We start from the raw sequence: 17,810 nt of genomic DNA, 5'->3' as shown, positions 1-17,810 counted from the left end.
ATCATGAAGCTGATTTGAATATAATTTATGGCTGCATCGTTATTGACAGTATTAGATACAACTGTTGATAAGATTCTCCAGCCACTCCTGCTTTCCACTGATCTGCGCAGGTGCTCCTCCTGCGAAGGCCAGGTGCCGGAGGTCTTCGAGTGAAAGCTTCCCTTCTTCAAACTCCCTGCCTTTGCCCGTATCAAATGAGGCGTAGCGGTCCTGGCGGAATTTTTTATAGGACGTTTGCGTCAATATTTTTTCTGCAATCACGGCAGCCCGCGCAAAAGTATCTATGCCTCCGATATGCGCATGGAATATGTCCTCCAGGTCTGTTGAATTACGGCGGGTTTTGGCGTCAAAGTTCACGCCTCCACCGGAGAACCCTCCTGCTTCCAGGATGATGAGCATACTTTCAATGAGTTCATTCAGGTTTGTCGGAAACTGGTCTGTATCCCAACCATTCTGCGCATCTCCGCGGTTAGCGTCGATGCTGCCCAGCATACCGGCATCTGCTGCCACCTGCAGCTCATGCTGGAAAGTGTGGCCCGCCAGCGTAGCGTGGTTGACTTCAATATTCAGTTTAAAGTCCTTTTCCAGCCCGTACCGGTGCAGGAAACCGATAACGGTGGCGCTGTCAAAATCATATTGGTGTTTGGTAGGTTCGCAAGGTTTAGGTTCAATAAAGAATGTTCCTTTGAAACCCTGCTTCCGTGCATAATCGCGGGCCATAGACAGGAAGCGTGCCAGATGCTCCTGCTCCCTTTTCATGTCTGTATTCAGCAATGTCATATATCCTTCACGGCCTCCCCAGAAAACATAATTCTCTCCACCCAATGCGATGGTGGCATCCAGTGCATTTTTCACCTGTGTGCCGGCGTAGGTCACCACCGTGAAATCAGGATTGGTAGCGGCGCCGTTCATATACCTTGGATGGCTGAATACGTTGGCCGTACCCCAGAGCAGCTTAACGCCGCTGGCGGCCTGCTTCTGGCGGGCATAGTCCACTATCAGCTGCATACGTTTCTCGTAGGTAGCCAGATCTGCACCTTCATCAATCAGATCTACATCATGAAAGCAGTAGTAGGGCAACCCCAATTTGGTAATGAACTCAAACGCGGCGTCCATCTTGTCTTTGGCGCTTTGTTCAGCATCCGTGGATGCAAGCCAGGGGAAATTTTTGGTGCCTGGTCCGAAGGGATCGGCGCCGGTACCACAGAAGGTATGCCAGTAGCTGACTGCAAAGCGGAAAAGCTCCTTCATGGATTTTCCAGCGATAATCCGGTTTTCATCATACCATTTGTAGGCGAGTGGATTGTCAGACTGCGGTCCTTCGTAGCTGATCTTTCCTATCCCTTTAAAATATTCGTGATTTCCAAGTGTAATGCTCATAAAAGGTGGATTTTAAAATGATATTATAACTTTGAACGTAATTCGGTGAGCCATTTGCCGTAGGCATCATGGTACTGTGCCTGAAGGGCCGCTTCCGGCTCAATGACCATCAGGCGCTCCATTCCCCTGAATGCTTCTTCCATATTCACATATCCTGCGCCTATAGCTGCTCCACGCGCTGCTCCCTGCGCGCCGTCGGTATTATACAGTTCTATCACCGTATTGGCCGTATTGGCAAATATTTCACGGAATAACGGGCTGAGAAACATATTGGCATTGCCTGCCCTCACCCGATGAATTTTAAGGTCCATAGCGGACATGATGTCTAAACCATAGTTAAGGCCAAAAACAATCCCTTCCTGCACAGCCCGCAACATTTGTCTCCGGCCATGCCGGTTGAAATCCAGCTGTCTGACGGAAGCGCCTATATGCCTGCTGCCCAGTATCCTCTCCGCACCGTTGCCAAATGGATATACCAGCAGGCCATCTGCGCCGGGAGCACATGCTGCAGCTTCGCTGTTCATGGCAACATAATCAATATCACCCAGCATATTTTTCAACCAGCTGTTGGCTATCCCTGTCCCGTTGAGACACATCAATACGCCGTCACGGAGATGCTGTTCATCATTACTGACGTGTACGAAGGTGTTAACACGGCTTTGCTGGTCAGCTGCATGTTTGTCATGCACGGCATACACAACGCCCGAAGTACCTGCCGTAGCTGCGGCCTCCCCTGGCTGCAGCACATTGAGCGACAAAGCATTATTCGGCTGATCACCTGCACGGTAAGTAACAGGTATGCCCGCCGGCAGCTGTAACGCCGCTGCTGCGGCGGCGGTAAGTGCCCCTTGTACACCGAAGGCGGGCACTACGGCAGGTACCAGGCTTTCATCTATATTGTAATAGTCCAATAATTTCCTGCTGATGGCATTGGCTTTGAAATCCCATAAGACCCCTTCTGACAGACCAGAAACAGTTGTACGTATATCCCCCGTAAGTTTCATGGCAATGAAATCTCCAGGCAGCATGACCTTATCAATGCGTTCATAGATATGTGGTTCATTTTCATATATCCATCGCAATTTGGAAGCCGTAAAATTTCCAGGGGAATTAAGCAGATGATCGAGGCAGTATTGCTTTCCCAATGCATTGAAAGCCTTATTGCCTATATGCACCGCACGACTGTCGCACCAGATAATGGCCGGGCGCAGCACCTGCTGTTGTTTATCTACACATACCAGCCCATGCATCTGGTAGGCAATACCGATACCACCAATGGTCAGGGAATCAATCCGGACTTGTTGCCTTAGTAAATCTGTGGCAGCGATTATTTCCCGCCACCAGCTTTCCGGCTCCTGTTCTGCCCATCCGCTATATGGCACCTGTATAGGCATCTCCCTGGAAGGACTGATGGCAGATGCCACACATCTGCCGCTATCTGCATCCAGCAATGCAGCTTTTATGGAAGAAGAACCAATATCGTAACCAATAAAATACATGACGGTTAATTTGAATTAAATTTCAATAAAGATACGTGATGGCATTCCCCGCCACCACTCCTATTATCTGAGAAACATAAACTATTATATACCGTGACAATAAAAATCCAATCGACCGGCTGCGGAGAATTCATATCTTAGCAACCACAGATTTCACGTAATACATTATAATATTTTTACTCATAAATGTCATGAAGCCGCTAATAGAGAAACTTACATTATCTGAGAACACTTCCTTTGTAGCCAGAACGTACCGTACACCTAACTTTGAGGTACCCTGGCATCAACATAACGAATATGAACTCATTTTGATTTTGGAAGGTGAAGGGACCGCTTTTGTGGGAGATTACATTGGAGATTTCGGACCAGGCGACATATTCTTCCTTGCGCCCAACCTGCCCCATACCTTTCAAAAGTCCGGAGATGTAATTACCAGCGCAGTGGTTATTCAATTCCCCGGTGACTTTTGGGGTAGCGATCTGATTAATTTGCCTGAAGGAGCGTATGTAAAAAATCTTCTGCAGGCTGCAACAAGGGGATTGAAGATATCCGGTAATCACAGGGAAAAAATGGCTTGTATTATCCGGGACCTGGAAAATCAGCAACGCTTTGCGCGCATCATCAGCCTCTTTCAATGCCTGAATATGATGGCTGAATCAGCAGACTATATAACACTATCCTCACAGGCGCCAGACACTACCTATCGTCTAAAACAGGAAGGAATCGATTTGATACTTCAATACACCAACAGTAACTTCCGGAATAAAATCAGTCTCCGGGAAGTATCGGCGGTAGTAAACATGAGCATACCTGCATTCTGTAAATATTTCCGCAGAAGCACCAAAAAGACCTATATCGATTACCTGAACGAAATCAGGATAGGTTATGCCTGCAAGCTCCTGAAAGACACTAACAAAAGCGTGATTGAAATATGTTTCGAAAGCGGCTTCAATACGCTTGCAAATTTTAATAAACAGTTTTTGAAGTATAAGTCGATCCCCCCATCAGCATTCAGGAAGATGACAAAACATCCATCCATCCAATTTACAGTAGACTATGATTATAGAATATTATCTGAACAATAGAGACATAGCACAGGGTTTTACCCGTTCCAAACAATCATTCCAAATAACCGGAAGCATAAGCAGGATCAATCAATCCTTCACTTTCCATTTCCTTCCAGAATTCACCGGGGATGATGGAATGAGGCAATGCAACATTTTGTGCCACCCTTTTCGCCTGTGTAGTATTTAAAGCGATACTCCTGACCCCAGGCGCCTTCATGCCAAAAATCACGCATGCTGCTACCGGTTTTATATTATAATCGAAACATAACCGGTAGAACTGCTCCCGCCAATCGTACAATGCCTTATCTTTTACCGGATCTTTTAATTGATAATTATAATAAGCAGATCCCGTTAAGAAGCCTCCATTAAAAACAGACGAATTTATAATCGCTATATCCTGGTGCTTCAGCTTTAACATAAACTCCACCAAGGCTGCAGGGTGACTATGGATAGTCATACTATTGGCAATCATCACCCAGTCCAGTTTTACCTCTTCTGCTATTTTCGCTATTATCCGCCAATCCTTTGCTCCTACACCGATGGCTTTGACCTTACCCGCCTTTTTCAATTCATGCAGGGCGCGGTAAGCATCCAGTACATCCTGGTAACGTTGCTGCTGTTCCTGTTCATTTTTCGATGCCGCGAGGTATTCGTCGGGGTCGTGTACTGACACCAGTTCCGCAGGATAATCACCCAATAATTTATTGCCTTGTTCATAACATTCCAGGATGCCCTGATAGCTTATTTTTTGAACGGCATCATGTTCCAGGTTTCGCCATACGCCCGGTTCAAAAGTGGGTTCCGTCGTTTTTAGTTCGGTACGCAACCACCCCAGCTTATTACTGATCAGCACATCCGAAGGGTTGACCTGCAATTGTTTCAAACTCCGGCCCAAAACCTCCAGTGCCAGCCCGGCGCCATATTTACCAGCGGAATCAAATACAACCGGGCCCTGCGAACATTTCAGGCATTCGTTAACAATGGATAGCTTCATGTCATCAGGGAGCGCTACATATAAATTTCCTAACCCGCTGGTGCCAAAAATGACTTCCGGCCATATGAGTTTTTCCATACCAGAATATTCAGACGATCGCACCTTCAATTTTCAAAACAAAAGCTTCTTTACAGGGCGGTTGTTCCGGCAACTGAACCTTCAGGCCTTCGGATGTTTGCTGAAAGCTCAGCCTGTCGTTTCCAAGCAGGCTTACCCGGCTCACTTTTCCTACCTGGTTGTTTGCAGCCAGGGCCTTCACCGATATCGCATTATTTTGTGGCCACCCCAACATGACAGCATACAATGTTTTACCCTTCGTCGTAAAACGAATGTCTTCTGCCACAAATGGTTTGCCTTTCCCTTCATTAAAGCCGTGAACACTTAAAGCAGCTACTGATTCCGTGGCAGGTCCCTCCCCAAATACTTTCCAGGGACGTGTACTGTAGATGGCTTCACTGTTGACCTGCATCCAGGCAGCTACCTGCTCTACCACTGCACGCTCTTCACTATCGATAGTGCCATCCCCACGTACAGGAACATTCAGTAAAAGATTACCATTTTTGCTGACTACATCCACCAGTGTATGTACGACTGTTTTAGCACTTTTATACCTTTTGTTATCGAACAGGCGGCGGTCGTAATGCCAGCCCCCAATACAGGTATCCGTTTGCCAGGGCAGCGGTTCTATCTGGTTGCTCTGTCCACGCTCAATATCCCATATCATACATTGGCGTTGCTGCTCGTTCAACTTTTTCCCGAACAGGGCGGCCTGTAATTTTCCGTGTTTTTTGATACTGGTGTTATAAAGATGCGCAGCTATTTTTAACCCGGCATCACTTATTGGCCAAAGCGGTAACGCATTGTCATCAAAATAAACGAGCTCCGGTCCATATTTATCGATGAGATCAATGGTCCTGTTTAAAAAGTTGTCGCAGTAAGCTTTCCCCGGGACATTGGCACCATTCCCCCAATCCCAATGGTCCGTCATACTATCATCATTCAGACTGTCTTTGCTCAATGCATGACTTTGAGCATATAATTGCTGCGGATCAAATCCTTTCCACCACTTACTACCGCCATCTGTTTTAGTCAGCTTACCATCATAAGGAACGCCGGCATAAGGTCCGCTTTTATCGGAACGCTGTGCCACCTCGTACCAGGTCCAGGCATGGGATGCATGAACGGTAACTCCGAAGGGCAATCCCTGTTCTTTGGCCGCTTTTGCCCAGCCCCCGATGAGATCTTTTTTGGGTCCCAGCTTAGTAGTATTCCATGGATGGTATTTGCTATCGTACAAGTCTAAATTATCGTGGTGATTGGCCATGGCCATAAAATACCTGGCACCGGCCTTTTTGTATAAAGCAACCAGTTCTTCCGGATGCCAGTTCTCCGCCTTCCAATCATTGATGACATCCTTAAAGCCAAACTTAGAAGGATGACCATATTTCTGAAGATGATATTTATACTGATCGCTCCCTTCCTGGTACATGCCGCGGGCATACCAATCGCCACGTTCGGGCTGACATTGTGGTCCCCAGTGGGCCCAGATGCCAAACTTTGCATCACGAAACCAGTCAGGTACCTGATATTGCCCAAGCGAATCCCAGGTAGGTTTAAATGGACCCGGCGCCATACGTGGAATTGACTGGGTCTTTAATAAACTGTGTGCATAGAGATCCGATAAATATAGAGTTGACAGGCCCGCAGCCAGGCCTTTTATCAGCGTTCTTCTTTTCATGGAATTTAATTTTACCGGCTGCTGTTATATGTCGGGAATTACCTGTTTGTACTGGCAATTCCCGGCTTCTAACAGTAAACCATAGTTAACAAATCAAACTTACTCCGAAATACCGGCCCAACATTTAGCTTAATTAGACTTTTTTTTATACAAATCCGACTATTTATCTATCATTGCTTTGGAGAAACGGTAACATTGGGAAATTATGATCCGCATAAATACAGATTGTATCGTATGATTAAAAGAACGCTAAAACAAACATTCACGCTATTGAACGTTGATCACGTAAAGCTCGGCTCCAAATGGAACTACAAAAATGTGATCAGCCCCTATTTCAGGATATATTATATTGATGCCGGAGCTGGAGAAATCCGGGATGCGTCAGCTAAGATCATACTTGAGCCCGGCTTTCTGTATATCATACCAAGCTTCACGTTATGCGACCTGGTATGCACACACTATCTTAGCCAGTATTTCGTTCAGTTTTTTGAAGAGTCTTCAGATGGTATTTCCTTATTCGAAAACAACAGGTCTATTTTGAAGGTAAAGGCGACGGAGATAGATATCCTTAATTTTGAGCGCCTGTTGGAAATTAATCCTGGCAGAGGTATCAATGGTTCCGACAACCCCAGGGTGTACGAAAAAAATACTTTTTACAAAGCCTACCAGGACCTTAACAACCGGCAAAGTATGTCAACATTTACGGAAACCCACGGGATACTTCTCCAATTGGTTTCGCGCTTTCTGACACAAGACGCATTTAAATACAACGATACGCAACAGGTGCCGGCAAAAATTCTAAATGCCATCAGCCATATTCAATTAAACCTACATCGCGATCTGTCGGTAGCCGTTCTGGCAAAAAGGGCCAACCTGCATGCGGATTATTTTTCCCGCCTTTTCCTTCAGCACACCGGGGAAAGGCCTGTAAAATATATACAGGAAAAAAGAATTGAGCGGGCCCAATACCTGATGGTGACAACCCAGATGACTTTTACTGAAATCGCCACACAAACAGGTTTTGAAAATGTATTTTATTTTTCAAAAATTTTTAAACAAATTACTGGCATATCTCCGGGGAATTACAAAAAACAAATGGATATGGTGGGCTTCTAAATGTTGTTGCAGTCCCGGTTTCCAGTCATTCATCTGCATGATTTTCCAGGCCGGCTATTGGCGATTGGCAATAAAGTGTTTGGGTGATTAAATATTAACCGTATAAGTGGCTATTTCAGCGTGAAGGCTAATGTTCCATAGCCCAGTTGATCATAACCACCGCTGTTGGGTCCGTAATTTCCGCCGCCGCCCTCCGGGCGCACTTTCTGTGCAAACCGCGCACAATTTGGTGCCGCCAACCCTTTACGGTTTACATAATGGTTATACACCAGCTCCCAAACAGGTCTGGTATTACCCCGGCTGCCACTGCTGATCACATTCTGGACAACCCCAACACAATTGGTATAGGGCTTAAAGGCAACCGAGTCGCCGAGATTATATGCAGCCACATACTCCGCCCCTTTCAAAAACCGGTTATCGTCGTAACCATACATATCATCGCCCTGGCTCCAGGCCATTTCACAAAATGTGCCCATCAAACCAATGCCTAGTGTAGTATGCCCCTGGTCCCGGCCACTTTCCTGCCATTGGCCCAGGCCGTCGGGATGAATAAAATAAATGGCATTGGCGATAGCGCCGTTTCCTGTGCCATGCTTAAAATAGTTGATAGCCTCATTATAGATATCCCGATCGTCACATAATACGCCGGTAGCCAGGATGGAGTTCATCACGCAAAGGTCCCAGTTTGCATAAAAATGGCTCATACACTTTTCCTTTCTTGTCAGGAAAGCATGATTCATAGGATAAAAAACCTTCAGCATCATTTTCCGGAATCTGGCAAAATCCGCCGGCGCCCAACCATCATAAGTTCTCATTATTTCCGCCGCATTGGCAAACTGATAGCCGTAAATACCCGCCGCCAGATTGGCGTCGTTGTTGCCGCCGATACCCTTTAGCCTAGCTGACCACGCGTTCATGATTTGTATGGACTTTTCGGCGTAACTTTTATCCCCTGATACCTTCCACCTTAATGCCGTAGCATAGGCGGCAGCAATATCGTTATACAGTTGGCCATAATTCTCATGATGAATCCCATCGCTGCCTCGGTAAATGGTATCTGCCGGGTTAGGCTGCCAGCTGAGTGCGCTGTGCGGATTAGTGACCAACTGGTTCCAGCCGGATAGCCACGGCTCCGCTCCTGCACGCACTTTGTTTTTCATGCGGTCGAAATCAGATTGTTTATGCAATAATCCAGGATGCACAAAAACAGTATCATGATTGTTCAATGTCAACTTTTCCGCAGCATTGACCATCTCTTTTCTACAGGATGTTACTACGAAAAATAACAGTATTCCTCCAATGGTGCTTATTCTCATTAATTTCACACGTTTTCCAGTTAGATAAATGTCAAAACGACAATTTTAAATGTACGGTAAATCATTAACGCAGGTTGCCTGAGAATATTTTCTCCGGATGAAGACTTAATATTGGAATGTGTTGCTGTGGATGGTATATTACGTGGGCTCCAAGATTTATTGGAGTCAAACTTATTAATTGACGTGCAAAACGTATAAAGGGTAGCACTCCCGAGAATGCTACCCTTTATAATTCATTGATAATTGGTGACCGCGTCTGGATTCAAACCAGAAACCTTTTGATTCGTAGTCAAATGCTCTATTCAGTTGAGCTACGCAGCCATTTCCCCTTTCGGGATTGCAAAGATAAACAAATATTTTATCTTAACAAATTATTTTTCAACTCTTTACATCTGTCACTTTTTAACAGTGTATTTTTATTGAGCTAAAAAAAACTGCAAAAAGTGTTGCAGTATTTTTAGTAGTGACCCTGTCAGGATTCAAACCTGAAACCTTCTGATCCGTAGTCAGATGCTCTATTCAATTGAGCTACAAGGCCATTTCCCCGTTTGGGATTGCAAATGTAGGATTAGTTTTTATTTAAACAAATTTTTTTGAAATATTTTTTTGGAACACTACCGTCAACCACTATACGCAGTCGTTACAACACCGCCTAAAACGGCTGCCAGTAGTAGTCTCAGCCACTTTATCGGCATTGCTCATTTTTCTACCGGGTAAGGGCCTTCTGTGAAAACAGTGCTGTGGTAACCTTTTGAACCGACCTGTCGTGCCAGCGGACTGAAAACATCCTGGTTATTTTCCAGCGCCTCCAATGCCCTGCCGAAGTCATATTCCGGCTTCCACCCCAGCTCTTTTCTGGCCTTCGTGTTATCATACACCCGGTCCATTACCGGCTGCATCTTCCACTTCAGCCGGTCATACAGCTTTTCAAAACCGGGAAAATAACGGCGTATTACCGCCGGCGCATCATGCTGCAATGCCTGCATATCTTCCCTGGAAAACGGTGTGGTAGCACTGATCACATAACGATCGAAGCCAATGGCCACCGCATTTTCCGCTGCCAGCAAATGTGCAGTCACCACATCAGCCAGGTCCACCCTGCCAAACAACAGTTCATTTACTTTCAGGTTCATATCATCATAGGCCTCCCGCTTCCTACGGTCATCGTCCATCTCAGGGAAAAACCGCGAAGTACGCAATACTACACAGGGCAAGCCTTGCTTACGGTAAAACAACCGGCAGAGATCTTCCGCTGCCACCTTGGTGATACCATAGATATTTTTAGGCATCGGCGCTAATGCCGGCGTAACCCATACTGCCGGTCCACCTGGCGCCGGCTCCATCGCATCCCCAAACACACTGGTAGTGCTGGTAAAAACGAAACGTTTCACACCCGCTGCCACCGCCGCTTCCAGCAAGCGCAACGTACCAGTGATATTGGTATCGATGAACTGTTGCACGGAATGCGTGACCACATGTGGCTTATGCAACGTGGCTGCATGAAACACCACAGACACCTCTTTCATGCACTTCAGGACAAAGTCTGTATCAGTAATGGAGCCGTTATGAGTAGTAAAAGTGCCAACCATCTGATCGATGCCAATCACCTCGTAACGTAAGTCCAGCAATCTGCGCACCAGCGCTTCTCCTAAATGTCCGGAACTGCCTGTAACTAAAACACGCATCATATATTGAGATTTTGATACCCTCAAAGATAACAGGTACCGCCAGCAAGGGATATTGATTTACGAGGTAAAAATAGTGATCTTTGCAGTATGCCATACACGATCAGCGGAGACGCCTATAAAGAGATTGCAGCCAGAAGGTTTTCCGACTGCCGCCGCTTCGATCACTTCGAGCACAGTACCTTTGCCCTACCCCATGTACGGCACCAGGTGCTGCATTCCTTTAACCAGGACTTCGGAATTATACAATTCAGGGCCGATTTTGAGCAGGACATCACGGTGCAGCAGGTAAAAGGAGACATCCCTCACGTAAGCCTTCATTTTCAGCTCAAAGGCAATTCCTGCGCCGATTTCAAAGGACTTGCACCGCAACCGCTGCAAGCCGGGGAGTTCAATTTGTATGCTTCTGACAATTTCCAGTCGGACCTGCATTTCAGAGCCCAGCAAGGATTTGAATACCTCGCCATTACTTTCCGGCAGTCTCTTTTGCAAGATGTGCTGGCACAATTTGCCGTTCCCCCCAGGGATGTTAACCGGCAACTGGCGTCCGGGGCCACTTTCGCGCTCTCTCCCACGGCCATGCCCACCTCACCGGAGATACAACTGGCGCTGCGGTCGTTGGTACACCCTCCGGTGTCCGACAATTTATTGCCTGTGTACCACCACAGCAAAGTAACAGAAATCATTACGCTGGCATTTTCCGGCTTTCGTCCAGAACCACGCCCGGCGTGGCAGCGGGAGATGCAGGAAGTATATCACTATATCCTTGAACACTACCTCGATGTTCAATCCCTCGCTGATGTGGCCCGGCACTTTACATTAACGGAATACCAGATCAAACAGCAATTGCGGCTGCAATATGACACCACGCTCTATGAGCTGGTCCAGGAGCGAAAGATGGCCCATGCCATGCAGCTGTTTTTACAGACCGACATGCACGTCAACGAAGTAGCCTGGCTGATGGGCTACGCCAACGCCAGTAATTTTATCCTGGCGTTTAAAAGAAGGTTTGGTGTAACACCAGGACAGCTGAGCCGTAACCGCTGATAGACATGATTACTGCTGATTTCCCTGATTTGCGGAGGTTCCCCGCAGATGATAACGGAGCGCATTTACTCATATTTTTAAATGCCGTCCGCGAATGTTGATCCACCATGAGCGAATAATAAATATTTATTGTTTGTTTATGTCGATGATCGATTTTTGCACCCATTAACTCACGTTTCTCCAGATGAAGAAAACATTTATCCTGATGGCCTTCGCCATCCTGTTCTGTGCATGGAAGGCCACTGCACAGGAAGCCCGTGTCCCGCAGCTCTATGAAGGCACCATCGATGGCAAGCTGCCGATTACCCTGTACCTGGTGTCTGTACCGCGCGATTGCGGGGGAGATCCTTATTACCAGTGCATTTACCGCTACACCAAAAAAAAAGGCAATGAATGGCTGTCGTTGAATGTGGAGTATAACCAGCAAAATCAGTTCATACTGGTGGAACACCGGTTTTCCGGCGTGATGATACTGCAAAAAAATGCAGAAGGATTTTCCGGCATCTGGATACACCCCAACGGTACGATACAGAAAAAGGTAGTGCTCAGGAAAACACATCTTCCGGAAACTGATATCAAAAAATACGAGGACTACATGGACAAAACATTCTACAACACCGACGATTGTTAAGGAATATAAGGGGGCGCCGTTGTTCCGCCCACTTTCCTGAAAGTAAGGTTAATCCTGGCTTTCATGGGCTTGGTGGCTTTAGCGATACGGTGCTCCCAATATCTTTGCAGATCACCTTTCATCAGCAGCAGTGAGCCATGCTGCAGCCTGATCGAATAACGGCGACGATGATCATCTTTACTGCGGAAATCAAAATTACGCTCCTCTCCCAGGCTCACGGAGGCAACCTCTGTTTTTAATCCCGGTACCGTGTCCTTGTCCGAATGCCAGGCCACAGAATCATTGTTATCCCTGTAATAGTTCAGCAAAACACCATCGAATACAATTCCGGTATGTGCTTCCACCTTCGCTTTCAACTCCAGCAGCGCAGGAGGCCAGGGCAGCACCGGGCGCTGGTCTCCGCTCCGGATAGGTTCACTGCCAAACCAGGCAGACAGCCGCGGTGTCAGCACTTCCTTTTCATACATCATCATTTTGCTTTGTTGCCAGGGAACGGTGTTGAGTAATTGTTCCAGCAACCGATCACTATCTTCCCTACTCAGGAAAGCGGGATGGTATTCTATCAAATCCTCTGGCAGTACCAGCTGGCTATCATCATCAAATAATTTCAGTTGCATGATTCTCTATTTAAAATTTCTGCCCTTAGGAAAAAGTTCTGCCTGTATCATTTTAGGGGCAGGCTTTTGGGTGGCAGGAGGTGTGTTATCACTATAGGGCACGTTCATCAGCTGTTCTTCGTCAGTAGGTACTGACAGCTGGTTCAGGAGCGAATTGCAGTTATAGCATTTTTTAATGACCACATGCGTCACACTTCCTTCCCGCTGCAATTTTCCTTCCACCATCAGCAGCCGGGACGTCACAATTTCTTTCCGGAACCGTTCAAAAATTTTGGCAAAAGCCACGAGGTTGGCGCTACCGGTTTCATCTTCAATGGTAATAAAACAGATGCCGCTGGCGGTTCCCGGCCGTTGGCGTACCAGTACCAGGCCCGCTACTCTCAAAGGCGTTCCATCCGGCCACTGGTCCAGCTCCCGGATAGACAGGACGTTGCGTTTAAACAGCTGCTGGCGTACAAAGCTTACCGGATGGGCTTTGAGTGATAAAGCCATGGTAGCATAATCCTCCACCACATGCTCAGAAGGTGTCATAAGCGGCAGTTTCACCGGCGCTTCGCTGGCACTCTCCGAAGGCTGGCCTTCAAAGAGCGCATGCGGCCGGTCTGCCAATGCCGACACTTCCCACAATGCCCTGCGGCGGTCCATTTTCATAGATCGGAAAGCGTCTGCATCTGCCAGGCGCTCCAGTGTACTTAAATTCACGCCGGCATCCATGATGGAATGTATATTCGCATAAGACGTTGTCCGTCCTGCTATCAGCCGCTCCATCTCTTCCTGCCCCAATCCCTTTACCTGCCGGAATCCCAGTCTGAGCGCCCGGTACTCCCCAGCCTTTTCTTCCAGGGTATTGTCCCAATATGAATGGTTCACATCCACCGGACGTACGACAACCTTGTGATTACGGGCATCCGTCACCAATTGCGAAGGCGCATAAAAGCCCATCGGCTGGCTGTTCAGCAATGCACAGGCAAATACATCCGGGAAATAACATTTGATCCAGCAGGAAACATATACCAGCAAAGCGAAACTAGCTGCATGGCTTTCAGGAAAACCGTACGAACCGAAGCCTTCCAGCTGCTTGAATATACGTTCTGCAAATTCCAATTCGTAGCCGTTATTTAGCATTCCCGTTATCAGTTTTTCACGCCATTTTACCACCTGCCCATGTGCTTTGAAAGTGGCCATACTACGGCGTAAGCCGTCTGCCTCTGCCGCGGTGAAATTAGCAGCGACCATAGCAATTTCCATGGCCTGCTCCTGGAATAAAGGCACCCCCAGCGTGCGCTTAAGAATTGCCTCCAGCTCTGGTTTGGGGTACACAGGTTTTTCTTCCCCGTTCCGTCTGCGTAGATAGGGATGCACCATGTCTCCCTGAATAGGCCCTGGCCTTACGATAGCCACTTCAATCACCAGATCATAAAAATTACGGGGCTTTAATCTCGGTAACATAGACATCTGCGCACGGCTTTCGATCTGAAACACACCAATGGTGTCCGCACGACAAATCATGTCATACACTTTTTCTTTCTGTGGAATATTGGCTAAAGTACAGTGGTAGCCATAATGCTGCCGGATTAAGTCAAACGCTTTACGGATACAGGTGAGCATACCCAGTGCCAGCACATCCACTTTAAGAAACCCCAGCGCTTCAATATCATCCTTGTTCCATTCAATATTGGTACGGCCTTCCATCCTTGCATTGAGAATAGGACAAAGGTCCGTCAGCTGGTGCTGCGTGATCACAAATCCGCCTGTATGTTGCCCCAGCTGCCGCGGGAAACCAATGAACTGTTCCGTCAGTTCCAGCACTTTCATCAGCACCGCGTCTTTTGCTTTAAATCCTTCACTGGTGGCCGTATTACCTTCCATCCACTCCTCCGTGAATTCATAGCCCGATTTCGCCAGATGGTCTACCGCATCCATAGATAAGCCCATAGCTTTTCCTACATCACGCACCGCGCCTTTCCAGTGCAACTGTGTAACGGTGGCCACAATGCCAGCCCTGTCGCGCCCGTATTTTGAGTAGACGTATTGTATCACTTCTTCCCGGCGCTCGTGTTCAAAATCCACATCTATGTCCGGGGCTTCATCTCTTGCGTCCGACATAAAGCGGGCAAACAACAGGTTTACAGTCTGCGGATTAATAGAGGTAATACCCAGGCAATAACATACTACAGAATTGGCCGCAGAGCCGCGTCCCTGGCACAGAATATGCTGACTTCTCGCGAAACGCACCAGGTCGTATACCGTGAGAAAATACGCCGCATAATTTTTCCGGGCCATAAAAGACAATTCCTCCCGGATGGTGTTCTCTACTTTTTCGGGGATACCGTCCGGGAACCGTTCTCCTGCGCCGCGCCAGGTCAACATCTCCAGCTCTTCTTGTGGCGTCCGGCCTTCTGTGGTGATTTCTTCCGGATAAACATATTCCAGGCTGTCCAGCGAAAACTGGCAGGCAGCCGCTATTTCCTGCGCACAGGCCAACGCCTGCGGATAACGCCGGAACAATCGCTGCATCTCCGCGATCGGTTTCAGATAACGTTCCGCATTCTGGTACAGCTTATACCCTGCATTATGGATCGTGCATTTTTCCCGGACGCAGGTCACAATGTCCTGCAGCTCCCGCCGCTCCGGGGCATGATAGTACACGTCATTCGTAGCTGCCATAGCGATATGCAGCTCTTCGCAGCACTGCGCAATACGGTACAGTTTCTTACCATCATTTCCCCGGTAAGACCAGGATGCCGCCATGTATAATTCAGATTTGAAATGCTGCCGGTATTCCCTGGCCGCCCTTTTAAAATCAGCGTCGAAATCAAATTCACCATTTAAAACAGCAGGCGGTATCATCATGAATTTGATACCTTCCGCATATTGATAGACATCTTTTTTATAGAGCTCACATTTACCTTTTTCCGTACGGAGGTTACCGGTAGACAACAGGGCTGACAAACGGCCATAGGCGGCCCTGTCAGTCGGATAAGCCAATAATGGCGGCCCATCCTGTAAGTCCAGCCGGCAGGCAGGGATGATCCGGATATTTTTCCCTCTGGCGGCCGCATGCGCCCGTACAATACCGGCCAGCGTATTGTGATCTGTAATCGCTATGGCCGTATATCCCAGGCTGACAGCCTGTTCCACCAGTTCTTCCGGATGAGATGCTCCCCGTAAAAAACTAAAATTCGTTGTGATCTGTAATTCCGTATATCCCATACCGTTACTATTCACGCAAAGTATCCGTGTATAAACCATTCCGGCTTATGTTCCCCATAATGCCCGGAGCGAAACAACCAATACCTGCCTCCTTCTTCATCCTCCACCTGATAATAGTCCCTTTGTAATCCTTTTTCAATCCACCATTCCCGCTCTATCCTCTCCGGCCCGTCGGCCTTTACCACCTTATGGATTTTACCTTTATGAATAAAAAGCATCGGCGGATAATCCGGGATAGGTGCAGACACTTCGATGCGCACCGGTGCGCCCAACAGGCTTACCGGCCGTATGAGATGTTCCGGCCACGCCACCGCTGCGGCTTCATGTACATCGGTGGTTTGCCTGACGGAACGCTCCGGCCAGTGGTGCTCTTCCGGCAGGTAGCGGTGAATGGCAGCAGCACCGATACGGCTTTCCAGCCGGTCCAGTAATTTTGTCACGGCATCTTTTTTGCCGCAGGTGTCCAGGTCCCACAGCCGTTCCTGTTGTGTGGTCAATCCCTCTACTACCGGCGCTTCCATAACAAACAGCTCGATGCCCAGGTCCGGCTCGATGGTATCGATTTTCAATTCAAAAAGCCGGGACAGGTGTTCCAGGTTACGCACCGGGCTGTTGGTCCCGATCTCAACCTGTTGCAGTCCGCCATCTGTACGGTAACACACCAGCCTTGCTTTGCGCAGTCCTTTCTCTTCCTGTTGCAGCCGTTGACAAATCATTTCCAGCAGTTTCCGGATGGCCAGTTCAATTCCGGGGGCGGTCCGTATCGGGTCGAAGCAGGGAAGCCGCTCCACGTAAGGGTCCGGAGGCTGTACCGGCACCAGTAGTTCCGGTAGGGTGCCGAGCACTTTACCGAGGCGTTCCAGTACCTGTTGACCGAAGCGCCGCCGCAATACAGCCGGAGGCATATCCATAAACAGCCCTGTTTGTGTAAGGCCTAACTTCCGCAGCCGGTCTATCACAGGCATTTCCAGCCGCAGGGCTTCCGGTGGCAGATCGCGCATTACAGCGGCCTGGCCTCCAGGCGCAATCACCGGATGCGTGGTCCCATAGCGGGCCACCGCCCAGGCCGCAGCCATGGTGTCTGCAATGGCCGCCCTTACATGATAGCCGCCGGCTTGCAGCCTGGTAACGATACTTTCAAAGTAAGCTTCCTCTCCTCCCCACAGGTGCGTACAGCCGCTGATATCCAGTATCAGGCCGTCGGGCCCGTCTATCCCGGTGATGGGCGTAAAACGGTAACACCATATGGCAAGGGATGCCAGCAGTTTATCCTGTGAAGGATCTTCATCATAGTATAACAGGTCCGGATATACGGCCCTGGCATCTGCGAGCACTGTTCCCGGCAGGATGCCCAGCTGGCCGGCTTCCCGGCTGACAGACCGGATGACAATTCTTCCCCGTTCCGGCGCTACCAATACAAAAGGCTGCTGACGAAGCCCCGGATAACGCAGCGCCAGCCGGTCAGCCGCCAGATGGCGAAACCAGACAGCCATGTAACGCTTCATAC

The 17,810-nt window shown here is 48.2% G+C and carries 13 protein-coding genes and 2 tRNA genes; 4 read left to right on the top strand and 11 right to left on the bottom strand.

Annotated elements, in window-relative coordinates; translation table 11 throughout:
• Positions 1 to 51: 51 nt before the first annotated feature.
• Complete coding sequence (gene xylA / locus HHL17_RS18310; protein ID WP_169226263.1) at positions 52 to 1,380, bottom strand: xylose isomerase; 1,329 nt, start codon at positions 1,378 to 1,380, stop codon at positions 52 to 54.
• Positions 1,381 to 1,403: 23 nt separating this feature from the next.
• Positions 1,404 to 2,879 (bottom strand): xylulokinase, encoded by a 1,476-nt coding sequence (locus tag HHL17_RS18305; RefSeq protein ID WP_169226262.1) that lies wholly within the window; start codon positions 2,877 to 2,879, stop codon positions 1,404 to 1,406.
• 191 nt (positions 2,880 to 3,070) lie between these two features.
• Here HHL17_RS18305 and HHL17_RS18300 point away from each other — a divergent pair, with 191 nt between their 5' ends.
• Positions 3,071 to 3,964 (top strand): AraC family transcriptional regulator, encoded by an 894-nt coding sequence (locus HHL17_RS18300; protein WP_169226261.1) that lies wholly within the window; start codon positions 3,071 to 3,073, stop codon positions 3,962 to 3,964.
• Between the two features lie 34 nt (positions 3,965 to 3,998).
• Here the strand turns inward: HHL17_RS18300 and HHL17_RS18295 are convergent, their stop codons facing one another.
• Positions 3,999 to 5,018 carry an aldo/keto reductase gene (locus tag HHL17_RS18295; RefSeq protein WP_169226260.1) on the bottom strand — a complete coding sequence of 340 codons (1,020 nt, stop codon included), beginning with the start codon at positions 5,016 to 5,018 and terminating at the stop codon, positions 3,999 to 4,001.
• A 10-nt stretch (positions 5,019 to 5,028) separates the two neighbouring features.
• Positions 5,029 to 6,678 (bottom strand): alpha-L-fucosidase, encoded by a 1,650-nt coding sequence (locus tag HHL17_RS18290; protein ID WP_169226259.1) that lies wholly within the window; start codon positions 6,676 to 6,678, stop codon positions 5,029 to 5,031.
• Positions 6,679 to 6,912: 234 nt separating this feature from the next.
• On the opposite strand from HHL17_RS18290, the gene HHL17_RS18285 reads away from it, so the two are divergent.
• The gene (locus tag HHL17_RS18285; RefSeq protein WP_169226258.1) at positions 6,913 to 7,794 is read left to right on the top strand and encodes a helix-turn-helix domain-containing protein; all 882 of its coding nucleotides are present in this window, start codon (positions 6,913 to 6,915) and stop codon (positions 7,792 to 7,794) included.
• Positions 7,795 to 7,904: 110 nt separating this feature from the next.
• On the opposite strand, the gene HHL17_RS18280 is transcribed toward HHL17_RS18285, so the two are convergent.
• The 4 genes from HHL17_RS18280 to HHL17_RS18265 form a co-directional block, all read right to left on the bottom strand.
• A complete protein-coding gene (locus HHL17_RS18280; RefSeq protein WP_206156083.1) occupies positions 7,905 to 8,954 on the bottom strand; it encodes an alginate lyase family protein in 1,050 nt (349 codons plus the stop codon).
• Positions 8,955 to 9,354: 400 nt separating this feature from the next.
• Positions 9,355 to 9,431, bottom strand: a tRNA-Arg gene (locus HHL17_RS18275).
• 143 nt (positions 9,432 to 9,574) lie between these two features.
• Positions 9,575 to 9,648, bottom strand: a tRNA-Arg gene (locus HHL17_RS18270).
• Between the two features lie 160 nt (positions 9,649 to 9,808).
• Positions 9,809 to 10,798 (bottom strand): NAD-dependent epimerase/dehydratase family protein, encoded by a 990-nt coding sequence (locus tag HHL17_RS18265; RefSeq protein WP_240975905.1) that lies wholly within the window; start codon positions 10,796 to 10,798, stop codon positions 9,809 to 9,811.
• 87 nt (positions 10,799 to 10,885) lie between these two features.
• Between HHL17_RS18265 and HHL17_RS18260 the strand changes: the two genes are divergently transcribed.
• Both HHL17_RS18260 and HHL17_RS18255 read left to right on the top strand, forming a co-directional pair.
• Positions 10,886 to 11,842: a helix-turn-helix transcriptional regulator gene (locus HHL17_RS18260; protein WP_169226257.1), complete on the top strand. Its 957-nt coding sequence runs from the start codon at positions 10,886 to 10,888 to the stop codon at positions 11,840 to 11,842.
• Positions 11,843 to 12,026: 184 nt separating this feature from the next.
• Positions 12,027 to 12,473, top strand: a complete 447-nt coding sequence (locus tag HHL17_RS18255) for a hypothetical protein (protein WP_169226256.1) — start codon at positions 12,027 to 12,029, stop codon at positions 12,471 to 12,473.
• On the opposite strand, the gene HHL17_RS18250 is transcribed toward HHL17_RS18255, so the two are convergent.
• Genes HHL17_RS18250 through HHL17_RS18240 form a run of 3 tightly spaced genes read right to left on the bottom strand, consistent with a single transcriptional unit; the run spans position 12,470 to position 17,808 of the window.
• A complete protein-coding gene (locus HHL17_RS18250) occupies positions 12,470 to 13,090 on the bottom strand; it encodes an alpha-ketoglutarate-dependent dioxygenase AlkB family protein (RefSeq protein WP_169226255.1) in 621 nt (206 codons plus the stop codon). The genes HHL17_RS18255 and HHL17_RS18250 overlap by 4 nt on opposite strands.
• 6 nt (positions 13,091 to 13,096) lie before the next feature.
• Positions 13,097 to 16,303: an error-prone DNA polymerase gene (locus HHL17_RS18245; protein ID WP_169226254.1), complete on the bottom strand. Its 3,207-nt coding sequence runs from the start codon at positions 16,301 to 16,303 to the stop codon at positions 13,097 to 13,099.
• An 11-nt stretch (positions 16,304 to 16,314) separates the two neighbouring features.
• Complete coding sequence (locus HHL17_RS18240) at positions 16,315 to 17,808, bottom strand: Y-family DNA polymerase (protein ID WP_169226253.1); 1,494 nt, start codon at positions 17,806 to 17,808, stop codon at positions 16,315 to 16,317.
• Positions 17,809 to 17,810 lie beyond the last annotated feature (2 nt).

The sequence above is a fragment of the Chitinophaga fulva genome (assembly GCF_012927205.1).
In the GTDB taxonomy this organism is placed as follows: domain Bacteria; phylum Bacteroidota; class Bacteroidia; order Chitinophagales; family Chitinophagaceae; genus Chitinophaga; species Chitinophaga fulva.
This window is presented reverse-complemented; position numbering and strand designations above follow the sequence as displayed.

Coding starts and splice junctions, on each gene's coding strand:
- HHL17_RS18300 (WP_169226261.1), top strand. CDS start 3,071: ATGAAGCCGCTAATAGAGAAACTTACATTATCTGAGAACACTTCCTTT.
- HHL17_RS18240 (WP_169226253.1), bottom strand. CDS start 17,808: ATGAAGCGTTACATGGCTGTCTGGTTTCGCCATCTGGCGGCTGACCGG.
- HHL17_RS18305 (WP_169226262.1), bottom strand. CDS start 2,879: ATGTATTTTATTGGTTACGATATTGGTTCTTCTTCCATAAAAGCTGCA.
- HHL17_RS18245 (WP_169226254.1), bottom strand. CDS start 16,303: ATGGGATATACGGAATTACAGATCACAACGAATTTTAGTTTTTTACGG.
- HHL17_RS18260 (WP_169226257.1), top strand. CDS start 10,886: ATGCCATACACGATCAGCGGAGACGCCTATAAAGAGATTGCAGCCAGA.
- HHL17_RS18280 (WP_206156083.1), bottom strand. CDS start 8,954: ATGAAAAACAAAGTGCGTGCAGGAGCGGAGCCGTGGCTATCCGGCTGG.
- HHL17_RS18265 (WP_240975905.1), bottom strand. CDS start 10,798: ATGATGCGTGTTTTAGTTACAGGCAGTTCCGGACATTTAGGAGAAGCG.
- HHL17_RS18295 (WP_169226260.1), bottom strand. CDS start 5,018: ATGGAAAAACTCATATGGCCGGAAGTCATTTTTGGCACCAGCGGGTTA.
- HHL17_RS18290 (WP_169226259.1), bottom strand. CDS start 6,678: ATGAAAAGAAGAACGCTGATAAAAGGCCTGGCTGCGGGCCTGTCAACT.
- HHL17_RS18250 (WP_169226255.1), bottom strand. CDS start 13,090: ATGCAACTGAAATTATTTGATGATGATAGCCAGCTGGTACTGCCAGAG.
- HHL17_RS18285 (WP_169226258.1), top strand. CDS start 6,913: ATGATTAAAAGAACGCTAAAACAAACATTCACGCTATTGAACGTTGAT.
- HHL17_RS18255 (WP_169226256.1), top strand. CDS start 12,027: ATGAAGAAAACATTTATCCTGATGGCCTTCGCCATCCTGTTCTGTGCA.
- xylA (WP_169226263.1), bottom strand. CDS start 1,380: ATGAGCATTACACTTGGAAATCACGAATATTTTAAAGGGATAGGAAAG.